The organism is Mesorhizobium sp. B2-1-3 (assembly GCF_006442495.1).
Taxonomy (GTDB): domain Bacteria; phylum Pseudomonadota; class Alphaproteobacteria; order Rhizobiales; family Rhizobiaceae; genus Mesorhizobium.
The window spans coordinates 76,202-92,435 of sequence record NZ_VFWL01000009.1 but is presented as its reverse complement, the minus strand read 5'-3'; the positions used below and the strand labels follow the sequence as shown (position 1 = coordinate 92,435).

Below are 16,234 nucleotides of genomic sequence, written 5' to 3'. Positions count from 1 at the left end.
CAGCCGAAAAGCGCTGCGGAGCAGGTTGTGCACCGTGGTAACGCTCGCATATCACGGCATGAATCCTCGGGTCTGCGCCGCGTCGCTCCGCTCCTTGCTCCGCCCGTGGATGACGAAACGGAGGCAGTCACGCCTCCGGTTTCTCTCGCGAAAAGGGTCGAGCGCTACGACAGCTTCGCGATGACAGCCCGCAGCGCTTCACCGAAACGCCTGACTTCCTCGACCGTATTGTAGTGCACCAGCGAGGCGCGGATGGCGCCGCTGTCCATCGACAGGTTGAGGCGCTTCATCAGGCGCGGGGCGTACATGTGGCCGTCGCGAATGCCGATCTGCATCTCGGCCATTTCCTCGACGATCCGCTGCGGCGACAATTTGCCGATGTTGAAACAGAAGGTCGGCACGCGTTCGTTGATCCGGGCCTCCTCGGAAACGCCGTAGATTGTTGCCCCGCAGCTCTTCAGCACAGCCAGCATCTCGCGCGCCAGCACCAGCTCGTAGTCGCGGATGGCGCCCATGCCGGCGACGATGTTTTCGCGCCGCGAGCGGTTGTTGGACGGAGCAAGATTGCGGCCGATGAGCTCGAGATACTGCACGGCCGCATCCATGCCCGACACGTTCTCGTAAATGAAGGTGCCGGCCTCGACCTTGTAGGGCGGCTCGTCGGGGATGAAGTCCTCGCGGAAGGTCGGCAGTCGCTTCAGCGTTTCGAAGCGGCCCCACAGGAAACCCATATGCGGCGAGAAATTCTTGTAGCCGGAACAGACGAGATAGTCGCAATCCCATGCCTGCACGTCGATCAGCCCATGCGGCCCGTAATGCACGCAGTCGAGGAACACTTCGGCGCCGGCGGCGTGGGCAATCCCCGCCACTGAAGCCACGTCGACGATCGAGCCGATGGAATGCGCCGTCACCGTGCAGGCGACAAGCCGGGTGCGTTCTGAAACCAGCGGGCGCAAATCGTCGACATGCAAATTGCCGTCCTCGCGCATGCGCCACCACTTGAACTTGGCGCCGGCGGATTCGAGCGCCAGCCATGTCGCGATGTTGGCGTCGTGGTCCATGTCGGTGACGACGATCTCGTCGCGCTCTCCAAGCATCTGGCCGATGCCGAGGCTGACCAGGCGGATGAACGAGGTGGCGTTCATGCCGAAGCAGATCTCGGATGGGCTGTAGGCATTGATCAGCAGTGCCACGCTTGTCCGCGCATCGGCGACCGATTGGTCAACGGTGACGCTGCGGCCATAGCGGCCGCCGCGCTGCACATTGTGCGATACCAGATGGTTGGTCACCGCATCGAGCACGCTCTGCGGAATCTGCGCGCCGGCGGCGTTGTCCAGGAAGATGAAGTCGCCTGCCCGCTGCAAGGCCGGAAACATCGCCCGGATTCTTTCAACAGGGAATGCGCCGGAAGTGCCGGTCGCATTGGCGGCTTGATGCTTGTTCATGGTCGTCTCCTGCGAAGTGCTCGGTAGAGGGGAAGTTGAAGGCGCGGTCAGCGCGTCTTCTCGGTTTTGAAACGGCCTTCAAGCAGGCTGACGAGGCGAACCATCGGCCACAGGAAGATGAGATAGACCAGGGCTGCGCCGATCAGCGGCGAGGGGTTGGCGTAGAGCGACTGCGCATTGGTCGCTTCTTTCAAAAGTTCCGGCAGCGCCACGGTGGAGGCGAGCGAGGTGTCCTTGAACATCGAGACGCAGTTGCTGGTCATCGGCGGGATGACCACGCGCACCGCCTGCGGCAGCACCACCTTGCGCAAGGTCAAAAGGAACGGCAGGCCGAGCGCCTGCGACGCCTCGAACTGGCCGCGCGGAATGCTTTCGATGCCGGAGCGGAACACTTCCGCCGAATAGGCCGACATGATGATGGCGAAGGCCGTTACGGCGGAAGCCCAGGACGACAGGCGGATGCCGAGGAAGGGCAGCGCATAATAGATCAGGATCAGCACGACCAGCACCGGCAGCGCGCGGAAGATATCGGTGTAGCCGACCGCCAGCCACCGGAGCGGCTTCGGCGCATAAAGCCGCAACAGGCTGATCACCAGGCCGATGGGGATGCCGATGCCGATGCTGAGCAGGCCGAGCAGCAGCGTGTTGAGAAACCCGCGCAGCAGCGCCGGCAGACTGGACGCGATGACGTCGGCGTTGAAGAAGGTATCGAGCAGCGACATGGGAGGCTTTCCCGAACCGTTTGGCGTCCCTTGACGCCGGAGCAGAGGTCCGGAACAGCGAAAGCGGTTTTGCCGCGCCGCGCTGGTTCCGGGAGACTATGTATCAAACGGAACGTGCCGGCCTTTCGAGCCGGCACGTTCTCCTTGGCGGCCGCCGCTCAGGCCTTCGGCACCGGCATTTCCTTGGCGGTCGAGGAATCGGCGGGCGCGTCGCTGCCGAACCACTTCTTGTGGATCGCGGCCAGCGTGCCGTCCTTCTTCATTGCCGTCAGCGCGTCGTTGAGCTTGCCGAGCAGCGGGTGGTCCTTGGTCATCATCAGCCCGTACTGTTCGCCGGTCTTGATGCGTTCCTTGACGGTGAGATCCTTCATCTTGGTGAAGGAGTACTGCATGCCCGGAATGTCGCTGACAGCCGCGTCGATGCGCCCGGCGCTGAGGTCGAGCAAAAGGTTCTGCTGTGTGTCATAGCCCTTAACATCGCTGAGGCCATCGGCCTCCTGATGCGCCTTGACCCAGGTCTCGCCGGTCGAGCCGGACAGCACGCCGACGATCTTGCCCTTGAGGTCGGCCTCGGCCTTGATCGGGCTGTCGGTCTTGGTGGCGATGCCCATGTCGGAATCATAGTAAGGCTGCGTGAACGACTGCGACTTCAGCCGCTCCGGCGTGATGGTGATCGACGAGATGGCGACATCGATGCGCTTCGAGGTGGTGGCGGCGAACAGCGCCTGGAAGCCGAGATCGGCGATGTCGGTGGTCATGCCGACGCGCTTTGCCGCTTCGTTGACGATGTCGACTTCAAAGCCCTCGAAAGTGCCACTCTCGTTCTTGTACTCGAACGGAGGGTTGGTCGGGTAGGCGCCGACATTGAGCACATCGGCGGCATAGGCGGTTGCCGGTCCGGCGGCGATGCCGATGGCGGCCGCGAGAAGGATGAGATTGCGACGGGTCAGGCTCATTGTTGGTCCCTCTGGGGTGTTCCCTCTGGTTGTTGATCGGGCGGGCTGATGCCCGCACGGTTTCTTGCCGCCCCACCTCCCAGCGGGGCGTCAATTCATGCTCGCCGCCATACGGTCGGGCGCTGTCCGGTCGCGGCAGACGCACATGGGCGGGAAGGCAAGGTTGGCGATGCTCTCGGTATGCGGATCGCGGATCTGGCGCGCGCACGCCATCTCACGCATGGCGCGTGTCGGAGGATGACTGGGGGCAGCATGAACGACAAGGACTGAAACCCTTTGATCCCACCCGATGCACCACGATGGATATCCGGCAAGCCCGTCCGGAACGGCAGTCGCCATCGATCGAGGAATGCTTATCCAAACCGCGGCAGTTTTCAAGGCAAAAGTTTTAAGCTTAAAAAGTTGGCGGCGGCGCCTGGCATACCTTTCGATAGCGCTAGCTGCGGCCGCTCCTGCCCAGTTCGGCATCCGCGCTGGCTTTGCCGGCAGCAGCGCCAGCCCCCAGAAACATCGTGTCGCTGGCCAGGATAAAGAAACTGGCGCCGAGTGTCGCCCATTGGGCGACATCTTGCGGCTTCGCGCAGAAGATCCCGGATGTCCTGCCATGCGCGATCGTCGCATCGATGATCCTGCGGATCGCTTGCGCGAGCTTGTCGGCGCCTTTCGGGCCGATCGCATCGATCGATACGGAGAGATCGCCGGGCCCGACGAAGATCACGTCGACACCCTCGACGGCGGCGATCGCCTCGATATTGGCCAGCCCTTCCGATGTCTCGACCTGAACCGCCACGACGATGCTGTCATTGGCCTGAGCGAGATATTCGGAGATGCGGTAGCCATAGCCGGCGGCCCGCCCGGGCCCGACGCCGCGCTCGCCGGTCGGCGGATAACGCGAGGCCTTCACCGCCGCCTGCGCCTGGGCAGCGGTCGAGACGCGTGGGACGAGCACGCCTTGCGCGCCGCTGTCCAATGCCGCGGCGATCGCTTCCGGTGCATGGCCGGGCACGCGCACAATGGCCGGCACGCGATGGATATCGGCCGCGCGCACCATTGTTTCGATCATGTCGCGCGAAATCTGGGCATGTTCCCAATCGATGCAGAGGAAATCGAGACCGGACTGCGCCATCACTTCGACCGCAACGGGATGCGGAATGGCGGCAAAGGAGCCGACGAGGCTTTCCCTGCCGATGCATTTGTTGCGAAACCCGCTCATCGCTCCATCCCTTTGTTGTCGTGCCGGAATTCATATCCGCAAACAGCGGCGAGGCGAAGCTATTTCAGGCTTGAAATATTTTCGCGCGGGCCTAGCGTGTCGATCTCCCGCCGCGAGTTCCGGACATGATCAAAGCGCATCCCCTGCACCGCCCAAACAGACTGAAGCTCGGCGTCTTCTCGACCAATGCCGATGGCGGCCTTGCCATATCGGATGTGCCTGAACGCTGGACGGCAAGCTGGCACGACAATCTGACGGCGGCGCAGATCGCCGACCGCGCGGGGCTGGAATTCCTGCTGCCGATTGCGCGCTGGCGCGGCTTTGGCGGCCGCAACAGGGTGCGCGAATGGTCGTTCGAGACCTTCACCTGGGCGGCGGCGCTCAGTGTGGCCACCCAGCAGATCGGCCTGTTCATGACCGTGCATGTGCCCCTCGTGCATCCGCTGTACGCCGCCAAGGCGCTGGCGACGGTCGATCATATCAGCCAGGGCCGTGCCGGCCTCAACATCGTCTGCGGCTGGAACCCGAAGGAATTCGGCATGTTCGGCACGCCGCTGGTCGAGAAGGGGTATGATCAGGCCGCCGAATGGATCGAAATTTTGGAAAGGCTTTATGCGTCGGCTGAACCTCTCGACTATGAGGGCACTTATTATCGTCTCAAGGAAGCCGTGAGCCGGCCGGCCAGCCTGCAAGTTCCGCGACCGGTGACGATGAACGCGGCTTTCGGCGGTCCGGGCCGCGATTTCGCTGCCGCCAGATGCGACTATCTGTTCACCACCTTTTCCGAGATGGCCGATGCCGGCAAACATGTCGCCGATATCAGCGAGCGGGCCGACAAGGCTGGCCGCGAGGTCGGCGTCTACACCGTGGCGCATGTCGTCTGCCGGCCGACGATGGAGGAGGCGCAGGCCTATTACACGCGCTATGCCGTCGATCTGGCCGACCGTGAGGCGGTCGATGCCCATATGGCCGGCAAGAAGGAGTTCTCGCGGTCGCACGATCCGTATGCCTATGACCGCTACCGCCAGCGTTTCGCCGGCGGCGCCGGCACCTATCCCTTGGTCGGAACGCCCGAAACGATCGCCGCCGATATGGTCGCCATTGCCGGGCATGGCTACCAGGGCATTGCGCTGTCCTTCGTCAACTACACGCAGGAACTCCCCTATTTCTGCGATCACGTGCTGCCGCTGCTGGAGCAGGCCGGCCTTCGCGGAGAATAGTCTGGCCCATGCCTTCCTGATTTCTCATCCTGGGGTCTGCGCCGTATCGCTACGCTCCTTGCTGCACCCAGGATGACGAAGCGACGGCCGATTATTCCGGAATAACCGCGGTGGCCTGGATCTCCACCTTGGCGCGGTCCTCGACCAGCGCCATCACCTGCATCGCGGCCATCGCCGGGAAATGCCGGCCGATCACCTCGCGATAGGCCTCGCCTATACCCCTGAGATTGGCCAGATATTCGCTCTTATCGGTGAAATACCACGTCATTGACGTGATGTGCCGCGGCTCAGCTCCGGCCTCCGCCAGCACCGCGACGATATTTTGAAGCGTCTGCCGCACCTGGCCGACGAAATCGTCGGTCTCGAACTGGCACTGCCCATTCCAGCCGACCTGTCCGCCGACGAAGACAAGCCGCCCGCGAGCCGCTACGCCATTGGAGTAACCGACCGGCTTGGCCCAGCCATCCGGCTGCAGAATCTCGTGCATTTCAAACTCTCCGCAATATCCGCGTTCGAAACAGTCCAAACCTTGACGTGACCGGAGTCAGGCCGCCCCCATCACCTGTCGCGCGATCACCACCTTCTGCACGTCGGAAGCACCCTCATAGATGCGCAGCGCGCGGATCTCGCGATACAGGCTTTCGACGATGTGACCCTTGCGGACGCCGTCGCCGCCATGCAGTTGCACCGCTTTGTCGATCACCTCCTGCGCCTTGTCGGTGGCGAACAGTTTGGCCATCGCCGCCTCGCGCGTTACCCGCGCCGCGCCCATGTCCTTGGTCCAGGCGGCACGGTAGACCAAAAGCGCCGCGGCATCGACGTCGAGCGCCATGTCGGCGATATGGCCCTGCACCATCTGCAGCTCGGTCATTGGCGCGCCGAACAGCTTGCGTTCGGCCACCCGCTTGATGCTTTCATCGAGCGCGCGGCGTGCAAAGCCGAGTGCCGCCGCGCCGACGGTCGAGCGGAACACGTCGAGCACCGACATGGCAATGCGAAAGCCGTCGCCCGGTTTGCCGATCAGTGCGGCGGCCGGCAGGCGGACCTGATCGAAAGACAGTCGTGCCAGCGGATGCGGCGCTATGACTTCAAGGCGCTCCGCGATGTCGAGGCCCTTGCTGTCCCCCGGCACGATGAAGGCGGATAGCCCCTTGGCGCCGGGTGCCTCGCCTGTGCGGGCGAAGACGACATAGAGATCGGCGATGCCGCCATTGGAGATCCAGGTCTTTTCGCCCGATAGAACATAGCCCTCACCATCGCGGCTCGCGGTCATCTCCATACTCGCGACATCCGACCCTGAGCGCGGTTCGGATAACGCAAAGGCGGAAATGATCTTGCCGGCGCGCGTCTTCGAAAGCCATTGCTGCTGCTCCGGCGTGCCGAACAGGCTGAGCGCTCCGGTGCCGAGCCCCTGCATGGCGAAGGCGAAATCCGCAAGCCCGTCATGCCGCGCCAGTGTCTCGCGCGTGACGCACAAGGTGCGCACGTCGAGCGGTCCCGGATTGTCGGTGTCGAGCGCCGTCGGCTTCAGCCAGCCGTCCCGGCCGAGTTTTTGCACCAGCTCGCGGCAGGCAGTGTCGACGTCATGGTGATCGACGGGCAGGTTCTTCGCGCACCATGCCTCGAGGTGCCCGGCCAGTTCGCGATGACGGTCTTCGAAGAAGGGCCAGTCGAGGAAGGAGCGGTCAGGCATTTCTGCCTCCGCTATTCTCCAGAGTCCGTGCTCTACGGCGCCCCCCTCTGTCCTGCCGGACATCTCCCCCTCTAAGGGGGAGATCGATCCTCATCTCGGCTTTCGCGAATCGCCTGCGCCGCAGGATGGCTGCCGCCGCCGAAGCTGCCAATCTCCCCCCTAGAGGGGGAGATGGCCGGCAGGCCAGAGGGGGGCGCTGTCCCGCCAACGTCTCCATCAACCTGCTCATCCTCAATTCCCCTCGAACACCGGCTTTTCCTTGGCAACAAACGCCTTGTACGCCCGCTCGAAATCGCGCGTCTGCATGCAGATCGCTTGCGCCTGCGCTTCCGCCTCGATCGCCTGGTCGAGGCCCATCGACCATTCCTGGTTCAACTGCGTCTTGGTGATGCCATGGGCGAAGGTCGGGCCGGAGACGATGCGCGCCGCCATGTCCAGCGCGTCGGCCTCGAGCGATGCCGCCTCTACAAGCCTGTTGTAAAACCCCCAGCGCTCGCCTTCGGCGGCCGTCATGGTGCGGCCGGTGTAGAGCAGTTCGGCGGCGCGGCCCTGGCCGATGATGCGCGGCAGGATAGCGCAGGCTCCCATGTCGCAGCCGGCAAGACCGACGCGGGTGAACAGGAATGCCGTCTTGGCGTCCGGCGTGGCGATGCGGATGTCGGAGCTCATGGCGATGATGGCGCCGGCGCCGACCGCCACGCCGTCGACCGCCGCGATGATCGGCTTGCCGCAGTTCAGCATCGCCTTGACGAAGTCGCCGGTCATGCGGGTGAAGGCCAGGAGCTGCTTCATGTCCATCTTTACCAGCGGGCCGATAATGTCGTGGACATCGCCGCCGGAGCAGAAATTGCCGCCATTGGGCAGGAACACCACGGCATCGACATCGTCGGCATAGACGAGGTCGCGGAACGTATCGCGCAGTTCCGCATAGCTGTCGAAGGTCAGCGGGTTCTTGCGCTCCGGCCGGTCGAGCCGGACCTTGGCGATCCGGCCTTCGACCTGCCAGAGGAAATGCTTCGGCTTGAAGCCGGCCATCTTGCTCATTCGCGTCCCTCCCAGTTGCTGCGGAATGAGGTCAGCATGCCGGTCAGCCGGCGCGCGTCGTCCTCGCTTACCTTGCCCAGCAATTCGCCGACCCAGCCCTCGTGAGCGGCAGCGATGACTGCGAAGGACTTCGAGCCCTCATCCGTCAGCCGCACCATCGAGGTGCGGCGGTCGCCATTGCGGCGGGCGCGGGCGACCAGCCCCTCGGATACGAGCCGATCGACGATGCCCGTGACATTGCCGTTGGACACCAGCAGGAAGCGCGACAAATCGCTCATCAGCATGCCTTCGGGCGCACGGTAGAGCGCGGCCATCACGTCGAAGCGCGGCAGCGTCGTATTGAACTCCTTCTTCAGCCGCTCGCGCAGTTCGGCCTCGATCGTGCGCGAGGCGCGCAGCAGTCGTATCCAGAGACGCAATCGTTCCTTGCCGGGTCCTGACGGCGCGGGCAGGGGGCCGGCTACCATGTCTCGCCTCCCGAGATGGAGATCGTCTGTCCGGTGATCGATGCCGCCGCATCGCCACACAGCCAAAGCACGGCGTCGGCGACCTCCTGCGGTTGGATGAAACGGCCCTGCGGGTTGGTGGAGGCCAGGCTCGAGCGCGCTTCCGCAGCCAAGCGGCCGGTCTTTTCGACAATGCGCTGGATGGTTTCCTCCAGCATTTCGGTTTCCACAAAACCCGGGCACACGGCGTTGATGGTGACGCCGGATTTCGCAACCTCCGCCGCCAGCGCCCGCATAAGGCCGACGACACCATGCTTGGCCGCGACGTAAGGAGCGACGTAGGCATAGCCTTTCAGTCCCGCCGTGGAGGCGATAAAGACGATGCGACCCGTCTTGCGCGCGGCCATCCCGGCCAGCGCCGGCTTTACTGTCAGGAAGGCGCCGGTCAGGTTGACGTCGAGCGTCCGCTGCCAGTCGGCAAGGGTGGTCTTGTGCGCCGGGGCACTACCGGACATGCCGGCATTGGCGACGACGATGTCGAATGGCCCGCGCGCGGCTTCCGCTATCTCGTGGAGCGACGCCATCGCGGCCTCGTTGGTGACATCGGCGGCGATGGCGTGGATGCGGGCGTTTTCGCCGGTCACCTTGGCGAGCTCTGATTCGCGGCGGCCGCAGATAGTGACGTCGATGCCGGCATTGGCCAGCGCCAACGCGATTGACCTGCCGACGCCGGAGCCGCCACCGGTGACCAGCGCGTGTCTACCGGAGATGCTCGGCGAGGCACTCATACTTTCAGCCCCGCCGCCGCATCGCGCTCGGCCAGACGGTAGAGCTGGTCGCGCCCGGGCAGGTAAGGATCCGGCCATGTGACGCCACGGTCGCCAAGCGTGACGGCGGCGTGCAGCGTCCAGTAGGGGTCGGCAAGGTGCGGGCGTGCCAGCGCCACTAGATCGGCGCGGCCGGCCATCAGGATCGAATTGACGTGGTCCGGCTCATAGATGTTGCCGACCGCCATCGTAGCCATGCCGACCTCGTTGCGGATGCGGTCGGAAAACGGCGTCTGGAACATGCGGCCATAGACCGGCTTGGCGGCAATCGAAGTCTGGCCGGCCGAGACATCGCAGATGTCGACGCCGGCCTCATGCAGCAACCGCGCGATCTCGACCGCATCGGCGGGCGTCACCCCTTCGATGCCGACCCAGTCATTGGCCGAGATGCGCATCGAGATCGGCTTTTCCGCTGGCCAGGCGGCGCGCACCGCGTGGAAGATTTCGAGGGGATAGCGCATGCGGTTTTCCAGCGAGCCGCCATAGGCGTCCGTACGCCGGTTGGTGACCGGGGTGATGAAGGACGACAGCAGATAGCCGTGCGCTGCATGGATCTCCAGCATGTCGAAACCGCAGCGATCCGCCATCTCGGCGGAGGCGACGAATTCGTCGCGCACCTTGTCCATGTCCGCGCGGTCCATCGCCTTCGGCACCTGATTCTGCGGCGACCAAGCGACCGCCGATGCCGCCATGACTGGCCAGTTACCCGAGGCGAGCGGCACGTCCGTGCCTTCCCACCCAACCTGGGTCGAACCCTTGGCGCCGGAATGGCCGATCTGTGCGCAGATCTTCGCTTCGGTCTCGGCATGGACGAAGCCGACCAGCCGTTTCCACGCCATCTCATGTTCGGGCGCATAGAAGCCCGGGCAGCCGGGCGTGATCCGCCCTTCCGGACTGACGCAGGTCATCTCGATATAGATGAGCCCGGCGCCGCCCTTGGCACGCTCGGCATAGTGCGTGAAATGCCAGTCCGTCGGGCAGCCGTCGACAGCCTTGTATTGTGCCATCGGCGACACGACCACGCGGTTGTTGAGCCGCATGTCGCGCAGCTTGAAGGGCGCGAACATTGGCGCGCGACGGAGTCTGTTGGCGCCGGCGCCCGCCTGGCGCTGGAACCACTCCTCCGCGCTTTCAAGCCACTCCGCGTCGCGCAGCCGCAGGTTTTCGTGGCTGATGCGCTGCGAGCGGGTCAGCAGCGAATAGTTGAACTGCACCGGATCGAGGCCGAGATAACGCTCGACCTCCTCGAACCATTCGAGCGAATTGCGTGCCGCCGACTGCAGCTTCAGCACCTCGGTGCGGCGTGCGTCTTCATATTTGCGGAAGGCGGCGTCGAGGTCCGGTTCGGTTTCGACATACTCGGCCAGCGCAACCGCGCTTTCGAGCGCCAGCTTGGTGCCGGAGCCGATCGAGAAATGGGCTGAGGCCGCCGCGTCGCCCATCAGCGCCAGATTCTCAAACGACCAGCGCTCGCACAGCACGCGCGGGAAATTGATCCAGGCCGAGCCCCTGATGTGGTTGGCATTGGTCATCAGCTTGTGGCCGCCAAGATGCTTTTCGAAGATGCGCTCGCAGACGGCGATGGATTCCTGCTGCGTCATGGCGCCGAAGCCGAAGGCGGCCCAGGTCTGTTCGCTGCACTCGACGATGAAGGTCGCGGTGTCGCTGTCGAACTGGTAGGCGTGCGCCCACACCCAGCCATGCTCGGTCTTTTCGAAGATGAAGGTGAAGGCGTCGTCGAATTTCTGGTGGGTGCCGAGCCACACGAACTTGCATTTGCGCGTGTCGATGTCGGGCTTGAAGATGTCGACGAAGCTGTTGCGCGCCCTGGAATTCAGCCCGTCTGCGGCGACGACCAGGTCATGCGTCTCCATATAGGGCCGGGGATCGGCGATGTCGGTCTCGAACACCAGCTTGACACCGAGCTCGCATGCGCGCCGCTGCAACAGGATCAAGAGCCGCTTGCGGCCGATGCCGCAGAAGCCGTGGCCTGAGGATACAGTGCGCACGCCGTCATGGACCACGGCGATGTCGTCCCAATACGCAAAATGCTTCTTGATCCAGACGGCGCTGACCGGATCGTTCCTGGCCAGATTCTCAAGCGTTTCGGCTGACAGAACGACGCCCCAGCCGAACGTGTCGTCGGCGCGATTACGCTCGAAAACCGTCACATCGTGCGCGGCGTCCCTCAGCTTCATCGAAATGGCGAAGTAAAGGCCGGCTGGTCCGCCGCCGAGAACCGCAACCTTCATCTGTGCGATCTCCTCTTCGCTTGCTTGATTTCAGTATCGCGCCGGGGCCAAGATATTTCAAGCTTAAAGTTTTATGCCGAAACGATTATGCGAAATAGCGGACCGCGCGCTCGCGCATCGCCGCACGCGCGGTCCGTGGGGTCACTTTTCCGGGTTCTTCGGGCTCCACAGCACCGTCTCGGCACTCTTCTCGTAAGCCATGCCGTCGGGATAGCTGATCGCTTCCAGTTGCAAGCCCCAAGGCGCCTGGAAGTAAAGGATGGTCTGGCCGGCGGCGGGTCCTTCCTTGACCGGCAGCGGCCCCAACCTGGTCTTTACGCCCTTGGCCTCGAGATAGGCTTTCGCCGCCGCGACGTCGTCGACATAGAAGGCGATGTGAAAACCGCCAATGTCGCTGTTCTTCGGTGTCAGGTCCTTCTGGTCCGGCGCGGTGTATTTGAACAGCTCTATATTCGACCCCGTGCCGCAGCGAACCATGGTGACCTGCTCGATGACAGCCTTCGGATCGACGCCGAGAAGATCCTGCATGAAGGTGCCCTTGTCGTCGGCGAACGGGCCGAACGACATCGCCTTCTTGCAGCCGACCACGTCGGTGAAGAAATCGACCGCCTGCTTCATGTCGGGAACCGTGATGCCGGTGTGGTCGTGCCCGCGCATGCCGGGGATCGAGCTTGCTGCCGCCATACCGGTGCTGCCGAGGATGGCGGCAGCGAGTGCTGCATTTCGAATTATTGTCTTCATGTCAGTTTCTCCTCCATTTGGCGGGGCTTTGTCATTGGCCGGTCGCACATCCGAGCCCGCTTTTCGGCGTGCGTATGCATTCATGTCGGAGCCTTGGCAGCGGAAGGAATATCCAGCCAGCCGTCGTCGATTTCGGGCAGTGGGATGGCCGCGATCAGGTCGCGCGTGTAGGTCTGTCGGGGATTTTCGAAGAGAGCGTCCGTCGCGCTCGCTTCGACGATCCTGCCTTCGCGCATGACGATGACCTGCCGGCACAGCCGCCGGATGACCGACAGATCGTGGCTGATGAAGGCGACCGTCAGCCCCATCTCCTCCGCCAGTTTCTCCAGAAGGGTGAGGATCTGCGCCTGCGTCGAGACGTCGAGGCCGGAGACGATCTCGTCGGCCAGCACGAATTTCGGCGCCAGCGCCAGCGCGCGCGCTATGCCGACGCGCTGGCGCTGGCCGCCCGACAGTTCGTGGCGGTAGCGGCCGGCGAAGCTCTGCGGCAGGCCGACGCGCTGCAAGGCCTCGGCCACGCGGTCCCTGAGATTGTCGCCAAGCCCGTTCTGCTTCAGCGGCGCGGCAATGATGCTGGCAATGGTGCGGCGCGGGTTGAGCGACGACATAGGATCCTGGAAGATCATCTGCAGATCGCGGCGCAGCGGCCGCAACTCCGCCTCCGGCAGATGCGTGATGTCGAGGCGCTCGAAGCTGATGCTGCCGGCGCTGGGCTCCAGCAGTCGTACCAGGGCACGGCCGAGCGTCGACTTGCCGGATCCGGACTCGCCGACGATGCCGGTCACCGATCCCTTGGGCAGGTCAAAGTCCAGGCCCTTTAGGATTTCCGCCAGCGGCGCGCGGCCGATCAGCGGCTTGCGGGTCATGTCGGGCAGCGCGACTTTCAGGCCGCGCACGGAAAACAGCGGCTCAGCCATGCGGTCGCCTCCACGCCTGGTCCGCGGCCGCAATCTCCGTGGCAAGCCCGGCCAGCACTGCCTCGTCGACCGGCTTTAGCGAGGCGAGGGGATCGGTGTAGCGCGGCGTTGCCGCCATCAGTGCCCGTGTGTAGGGGTGCTGCGGTGCCGCGAAGAGGGCAGCTGTTTCGGCCTCTTCCACGACCTTGCCGGCATAGAGCACCGAGACCTTCTGGCTGATCTTGGAGACGACGCCGAGGTCGTGGGTGACGAACAGGATCGCCGTGCCGTGCTCGCGCTGCAACGCAGCGATGAGCCGCAGGATCTGCTTCTGCACGGTGACGTCGAGCGCCGTGGTCGGCTCGTCGGCGACGATCAGCCGGGGCTCGGCGGCGAAGGCTGCGGCGATCAGCACGCGCTGGCGCATGCCGCCGGAAAGCTCGTGCGGGTAGCTTTTCAGTACCCGGTCGGGGTCACGGATCTGCACCTCGTCCAGCAATTGCCGGATGCGGGTTTCGGCCCTCTCGCCGCTCCAGCCGAGGATGCGCACCAGCCGGTCGGTCGTTTGCGGGCCGATGCGGCGCGACGGGTTGAGCGCGGTCAGCGGATCCTGCGGGATCAGTGCGGTGCGCGCGCCGATCAGCGTGCGCCGTGCCTTCGGGTTGAGCTTGCCGAGGTCTTCGCCCTCGAGCCGCATATCGCCCTCGACGATGCGCACGCTCGACGGCAAGACGCCAAGTACCGCCTTGCCGATCATCGTCTTGCCGGCGCCGCTTTCACCGACCAGTGCTCGCACTTCGCCGGGCTGCACGGCAAGCGACACCGAGCGCAGCACGCGCTGGCCGTTCGGCAGCACGGCGCTCAACTCCTTGATATCGAGACAGGCGCTCATCGCAGCACCGGATCGAAACGTGTCTTCAGCGCCTCGCCGAACTGGCTGAACGACAGCACGGTCAGGATCAGTGTGATCAGCGGGAATACCAGCACCCACCAGGCCTGGTGGATCGACAGCCGGCCCTCGGCGATGATGCCGCCCCAGGTCGGGTCGTCGGTCGAGATCGACAGGTTGACGAAGGACAGGATCGCCTCGACGATGACGGCGATGCCCATTTCCAGCGACAGCAGCGCCACGATCGATGGCACCACATTGGGCAGCACTTCGCGCAGCATGATGCCGATGCGGCCATAGCCGGCGATGCGGGCGTTCTCGACATAGTCCATGCGCGACTGGCCCATCGCCTCGGCGCGGATGACCCGGCAGAAACGCGTCCAGTCGATGATCGCGATCGCCAGGATGACAGAGCTCAAACCCGTGCCGAGCACGGCAACCAAAAGGATGGCGAACAGCACCGGCGGGAATGCCATCCAGACATCGACGATGCGCGAGATGATGCGGTCGGCCCAGCCGCCGAAATAGCCAGCGATCAAGCCCAGGGTCGAGCCGACAAGGCAGGCGGCGCTGGCGGCGGCGAACGCAACGATGAAGGCGATGCGCCCGCCGAAGATCAGGCGTGACAAGAGATCCCGGCCGAGGCTGTCGGTGCCCAGCCAATAGCCGGGCTCCGCGCCATCGAGCCAGAACGGCGGCAAACGTTCGAGCATAAGATCCTGCGCGAGCGGGTCCCGCGGTGCGACCAGCGGCGCCAGGATCGCCGCCAGCAGCACCAGCAGCAGCCAGCCGCCGGCCAGCCAAAGCCTGGCGCTTGAGCCGTGTCTCGAGATGCGCCTCTCATCCATGGCGCAGCCTCGGATTGAGCAGCGCATACATCATGTCCACGGCGAGATTGATCAGCACGAACAACAGCGCGAAGACCAGCACGATGCCCTGGATCAGCGGCAGGTCGCGGTTGATGACGGCGTCGATCGCCATGTTGCCGAGGCCCTCATAGGAAAACAGCCGCTCGACGATGACCGTGCCGCCGATCAGGAAGGTGAACTGCACGCCTACCAGCGTCAGCGTGGGCAGGGCGGCATTCTTCAGCGCCTCGCGTAGGATGACCTGCGTTTCCGAAAAACCCTTCACCCGCGCCAGCACGACATAGTCGAGGTCGAGCACTTCCTTCAGCGACTGTTTCAACAGCTGCGAGATGATCGCCCCCAGCGGCAATGCCAATGCCACCGCCGGCATCAGCATGTGCTTCAGGAGATCCCATGTGAGATCGAGGCGCAGCCGAAGCAAGCTTTCGAACAGATAGAACTGGCTGACGAAGGGCAGGTCTAGCTGCGGCGAGACCCGCCCGGAAATGTCGAAGATCGGCACCAGCACGCCGAACAGCAGGATCAGCACCAGGCCCCAGAGGAAATCGGGAATGGAAAGTGCTGCCCCGCTGGCGATGTCGATGCCGGCTTCCACCGCCGTGCCTCGTTCGCGGGCGCCGAGGATGGCCGTCGTCCCCCCGATCGCCACCGCCATGACAAGCGCGACGATGGCAAGCTCCAGCGTTGCCGGCAGCCGGTTGAAGACAAGCCCGAGCACGTCTTGCCGAAGCGAGATCGAGGTGCCGAAATCGCCTTTGACGACGCCGGACAGCCAGATGAAGAACTGCTCGATGATCGTCTTGTCGAGGCCGTAGAGCGCCCGCAGCCGGGCGATATCGGCATCGGATGCGCCGGGCGGCAGCATCATGGCTATCGGATCGCCGGGAGCGATGCGGATCACGACAAAGACGACGACGGCCACGCCGAACAGCGTGATCAGCATCGTCAAAAGACGGATCAGGAACCGTTGCAGGAGCATGTAAATCTTTGCTGGAGCCCGGAGGCTCGTATGCCGAAAGAA

Annotated in this window: 17 protein-coding genes; 1 reads left to right on the top strand and 16 read right to left on the bottom strand. The window is 64.1% G+C overall.

Going from position 1 to position 16,234, the window contains the following annotated elements:
• Nucleotides 1–164 precede the first annotated feature (164 nt).
• The 5 genes from FJ973_RS16670 to FJ973_RS16655 form a co-directional block, all read right to left on the bottom strand.
• The gene (locus FJ973_RS16670) at nucleotides 165–1,445 is read right to left on the bottom strand and encodes a cysteine desulfurase-like protein (protein ID WP_140496995.1); all 1,281 of its coding nucleotides are present in this window, start codon (nucleotides 1,443–1,445) and stop codon (nucleotides 165–167) included.
• A 47-nt stretch (nucleotides 1,446–1,492) separates the two neighbouring features.
• Nucleotides 1,493–2,167: an amino acid ABC transporter permease gene (locus FJ973_RS16665; protein WP_140556801.1), complete on the bottom strand. Its 675-nt coding sequence runs from the start codon at nucleotides 2,165–2,167 to the stop codon at nucleotides 1,493–1,495.
• 158 nt (nucleotides 2,168–2,325) lie between these two features.
• Nucleotides 2,326–3,123 carry an ABC transporter substrate-binding protein gene (locus tag FJ973_RS16660; protein ID WP_140496991.1) on the bottom strand — a complete coding sequence of 266 codons (798 nt, stop codon included), beginning with the start codon at nucleotides 3,121–3,123 and terminating at the stop codon, nucleotides 2,326–2,328.
• Between the two features lie 90 nt (nucleotides 3,124–3,213).
• Complete coding sequence (locus FJ973_RS31605) at nucleotides 3,214–3,345, bottom strand: hypothetical protein (protein WP_263486784.1); 132 nt, start codon at nucleotides 3,343–3,345, stop codon at nucleotides 3,214–3,216.
• A 214-nt stretch (nucleotides 3,346–3,559) separates the two neighbouring features.
• Nucleotides 3,560–4,336, bottom strand: a complete 777-nt coding sequence (locus tag FJ973_RS16655; RefSeq protein WP_140556799.1) for an HpcH/HpaI aldolase/citrate lyase family protein — start codon at nucleotides 4,334–4,336, stop codon at nucleotides 3,560–3,562.
• Nucleotides 4,337–4,461: 125 nt separating this feature from the next.
• Here FJ973_RS16655 and FJ973_RS16650 point away from each other — a divergent pair, with 125 nt between their 5' ends.
• The gene (locus FJ973_RS16650; RefSeq protein ID WP_140556798.1) at nucleotides 4,462–5,556 is read left to right on the top strand and encodes an LLM class flavin-dependent oxidoreductase; all 1,095 of its coding nucleotides are present in this window, start codon (nucleotides 4,462–4,464) and stop codon (nucleotides 5,554–5,556) included.
• 91 nt (nucleotides 5,557–5,647) lie between these two features.
• Here FJ973_RS16650 and FJ973_RS16645 read toward each other — a convergent pair whose 3' ends face one another.
• The 11 genes from FJ973_RS16645 to FJ973_RS16590 all read right to left on the bottom strand — a co-directional run bounded on the left by FJ973_RS16645 (nucleotide 5,648) and on the right by FJ973_RS16590 (nucleotide 16,192).
• Nucleotides 5,648–6,043: a RidA family protein gene (locus FJ973_RS16645; protein WP_140556796.1), complete on the bottom strand. Its 396-nt coding sequence runs from the start codon at nucleotides 6,041–6,043 to the stop codon at nucleotides 5,648–5,650.
• Nucleotides 6,044–6,100: 57 nt separating this feature from the next.
• Nucleotides 6,101–7,249 carry an acyl-CoA dehydrogenase family protein gene (locus FJ973_RS16640; RefSeq protein ID WP_140556794.1) on the bottom strand — a complete coding sequence of 383 codons (1,149 nt, stop codon included), beginning with the start codon at nucleotides 7,247–7,249 and terminating at the stop codon, nucleotides 6,101–6,103.
• A gap of 231 nt (nucleotides 7,250–7,480) precedes the next feature.
• Nucleotides 7,481–8,293: an enoyl-CoA hydratase family protein gene (locus FJ973_RS16630; protein ID WP_140556792.1), complete on the bottom strand. Its 813-nt coding sequence runs from the start codon at nucleotides 8,291–8,293 to the stop codon at nucleotides 7,481–7,483.
• Nucleotides 8,290–8,760, bottom strand: coding sequence for a MarR family transcriptional regulator (locus tag FJ973_RS16625; protein ID WP_140556790.1), 471 nt, complete (start codon nucleotides 8,758–8,760; stop codon nucleotides 8,290–8,292). Before FJ973_RS16625 ends, FJ973_RS16630 begins: the two co-directional genes overlap by 4 nt.
• Entirely contained in the window at nucleotides 8,754–9,527 is a 774-nt protein-coding gene (locus FJ973_RS16620) for an SDR family NAD(P)-dependent oxidoreductase (protein ID WP_140556788.1), read from the bottom strand. Before FJ973_RS16620 ends, FJ973_RS16625 begins: the two co-directional genes overlap by 7 nt.
• Complete coding sequence (locus FJ973_RS16615; protein ID WP_140556786.1) at nucleotides 9,524–11,818, bottom strand: bifunctional salicylyl-CoA 5-hydroxylase/oxidoreductase; 2,295 nt, start codon at nucleotides 11,816–11,818, stop codon at nucleotides 9,524–9,526. The genes FJ973_RS16620 and FJ973_RS16615 overlap by 4 nt, the downstream gene beginning before the upstream one ends.
• Before the next feature lie 141 nt (nucleotides 11,819–11,959).
• On the bottom strand, nucleotides 11,960–12,559 hold the full coding sequence (locus tag FJ973_RS16610) for a VOC family protein (protein ID WP_140556784.1): 600 nt from the start codon (nucleotides 12,557–12,559) through the stop codon (nucleotides 11,960–11,962).
• Between the two features lie 80 nt (nucleotides 12,560–12,639).
• Nucleotides 12,640–13,476, bottom strand: coding sequence for an ATP-binding cassette domain-containing protein (locus tag FJ973_RS16605; RefSeq protein WP_140556782.1), 837 nt, complete (start codon nucleotides 13,474–13,476; stop codon nucleotides 12,640–12,642).
• Nucleotides 13,469–14,347 carry an ABC transporter ATP-binding protein gene (locus FJ973_RS16600; protein ID WP_140556781.1) on the bottom strand — a complete coding sequence of 293 codons (879 nt, stop codon included), beginning with the start codon at nucleotides 14,345–14,347 and terminating at the stop codon, nucleotides 13,469–13,471. Before FJ973_RS16600 ends, FJ973_RS16605 begins: the two co-directional genes overlap by 8 nt.
• Entirely contained in the window at nucleotides 14,344–15,192 is an 849-nt protein-coding gene (locus FJ973_RS16595) for an ABC transporter permease (RefSeq protein WP_140523761.1), read from the bottom strand. The genes FJ973_RS16600 and FJ973_RS16595 overlap by 4 nt, the downstream gene beginning before the upstream one ends.
• A complete protein-coding gene (locus tag FJ973_RS16590; RefSeq protein WP_140523763.1) occupies nucleotides 15,185–16,192 on the bottom strand; it encodes an ABC transporter permease in 1,008 nt (335 codons plus the stop codon). Before FJ973_RS16590 ends, FJ973_RS16595 begins: the two co-directional genes overlap by 8 nt.
• Nucleotides 16,193–16,234 lie beyond the last annotated feature (42 nt).

What these genes read in the sequence shown, in the direction of transcription:
- FJ973_RS16640 (WP_140556794.1), bottom strand. Translation starts at nt 7,249, where the DNA reads ATGCCTGACCGCTCCTTCCTCGACTGGCCCTTCTTCGAAGACCGTCAT.
- FJ973_RS16630 (WP_140556792.1), bottom strand. Translation starts at nt 8,293, where the DNA reads ATGAGCAAGATGGCCGGCTTCAAGCCGAAGCATTTCCTCTGGCAGGTC.
- FJ973_RS16665 (WP_140556801.1), bottom strand. Translation starts at nt 2,167, where the DNA reads ATGTCGCTGCTCGATACCTTCTTCAACGCCGACGTCATCGCGTCCAGT.
- FJ973_RS31605 (WP_263486784.1), bottom strand. Translation starts at nt 3,345, where the DNA reads ATGCGTGAGATGGCGTGCGCGCGCCAGATCCGCGATCCGCATACCGAG.
- FJ973_RS16660 (WP_140496991.1), bottom strand. Translation starts at nt 3,123, where the DNA reads ATGAGCCTGACCCGTCGCAATCTCATCCTTCTCGCGGCCGCCATCGGC.
- FJ973_RS16590 (WP_140523763.1), bottom strand. Translation starts at nt 16,192, where the DNA reads ATGCTCCTGCAACGGTTCCTGATCCGTCTTTTGACGATGCTGATCACG.
- FJ973_RS16615 (WP_140556786.1), bottom strand. Translation starts at nt 11,818, where the DNA reads ATGAAGGTTGCGGTTCTCGGCGGCGGACCAGCCGGCCTTTACTTCGCC.
- FJ973_RS16625 (WP_140556790.1), bottom strand. Translation starts at nt 8,760, where the DNA reads ATGGTAGCCGGCCCCCTGCCCGCGCCGTCAGGACCCGGCAAGGAACGA.
- FJ973_RS16670 (WP_140496995.1), bottom strand. Translation starts at nt 1,445, where the DNA reads ATGAACAAGCATCAAGCCGCCAATGCGACCGGCACTTCCGGCGCATTC.
- FJ973_RS16605 (WP_140556782.1), bottom strand. Translation starts at nt 13,476, where the DNA reads ATGGCTGAGCCGCTGTTTTCCGTGCGCGGCCTGAAAGTCGCGCTGCCC.
- FJ973_RS16595 (WP_140523761.1), bottom strand. Translation starts at nt 15,192, where the DNA reads ATGGATGAGAGGCGCATCTCGAGACACGGCTCAAGCGCCAGGCTTTGG.
- FJ973_RS16610 (WP_140556784.1), bottom strand. Translation starts at nt 12,559, where the DNA reads ATGAAGACAATAATTCGAAATGCAGCACTCGCTGCCGCCATCCTCGGC.
- FJ973_RS16620 (WP_140556788.1), bottom strand. Translation starts at nt 9,527, where the DNA reads ATGAGTGCCTCGCCGAGCATCTCCGGTAGACACGCGCTGGTCACCGGT.
- FJ973_RS16600 (WP_140556781.1), bottom strand. Translation starts at nt 14,347, where the DNA reads ATGAGCGCCTGTCTCGATATCAAGGAGTTGAGCGCCGTGCTGCCGAAC.
- FJ973_RS16655 (WP_140556799.1), bottom strand. Translation starts at nt 4,336, where the DNA reads ATGAGCGGGTTTCGCAACAAATGCATCGGCAGGGAAAGCCTCGTCGGC.
- FJ973_RS16650 (WP_140556798.1), top strand. Translation starts at nt 4,462, where the DNA reads ATGATCAAAGCGCATCCCCTGCACCGCCCAAACAGACTGAAGCTCGGC.
- FJ973_RS16645 (WP_140556796.1), bottom strand. Translation starts at nt 6,043, where the DNA reads ATGCACGAGATTCTGCAGCCGGATGGCTGGGCCAAGCCGGTCGGTTAC.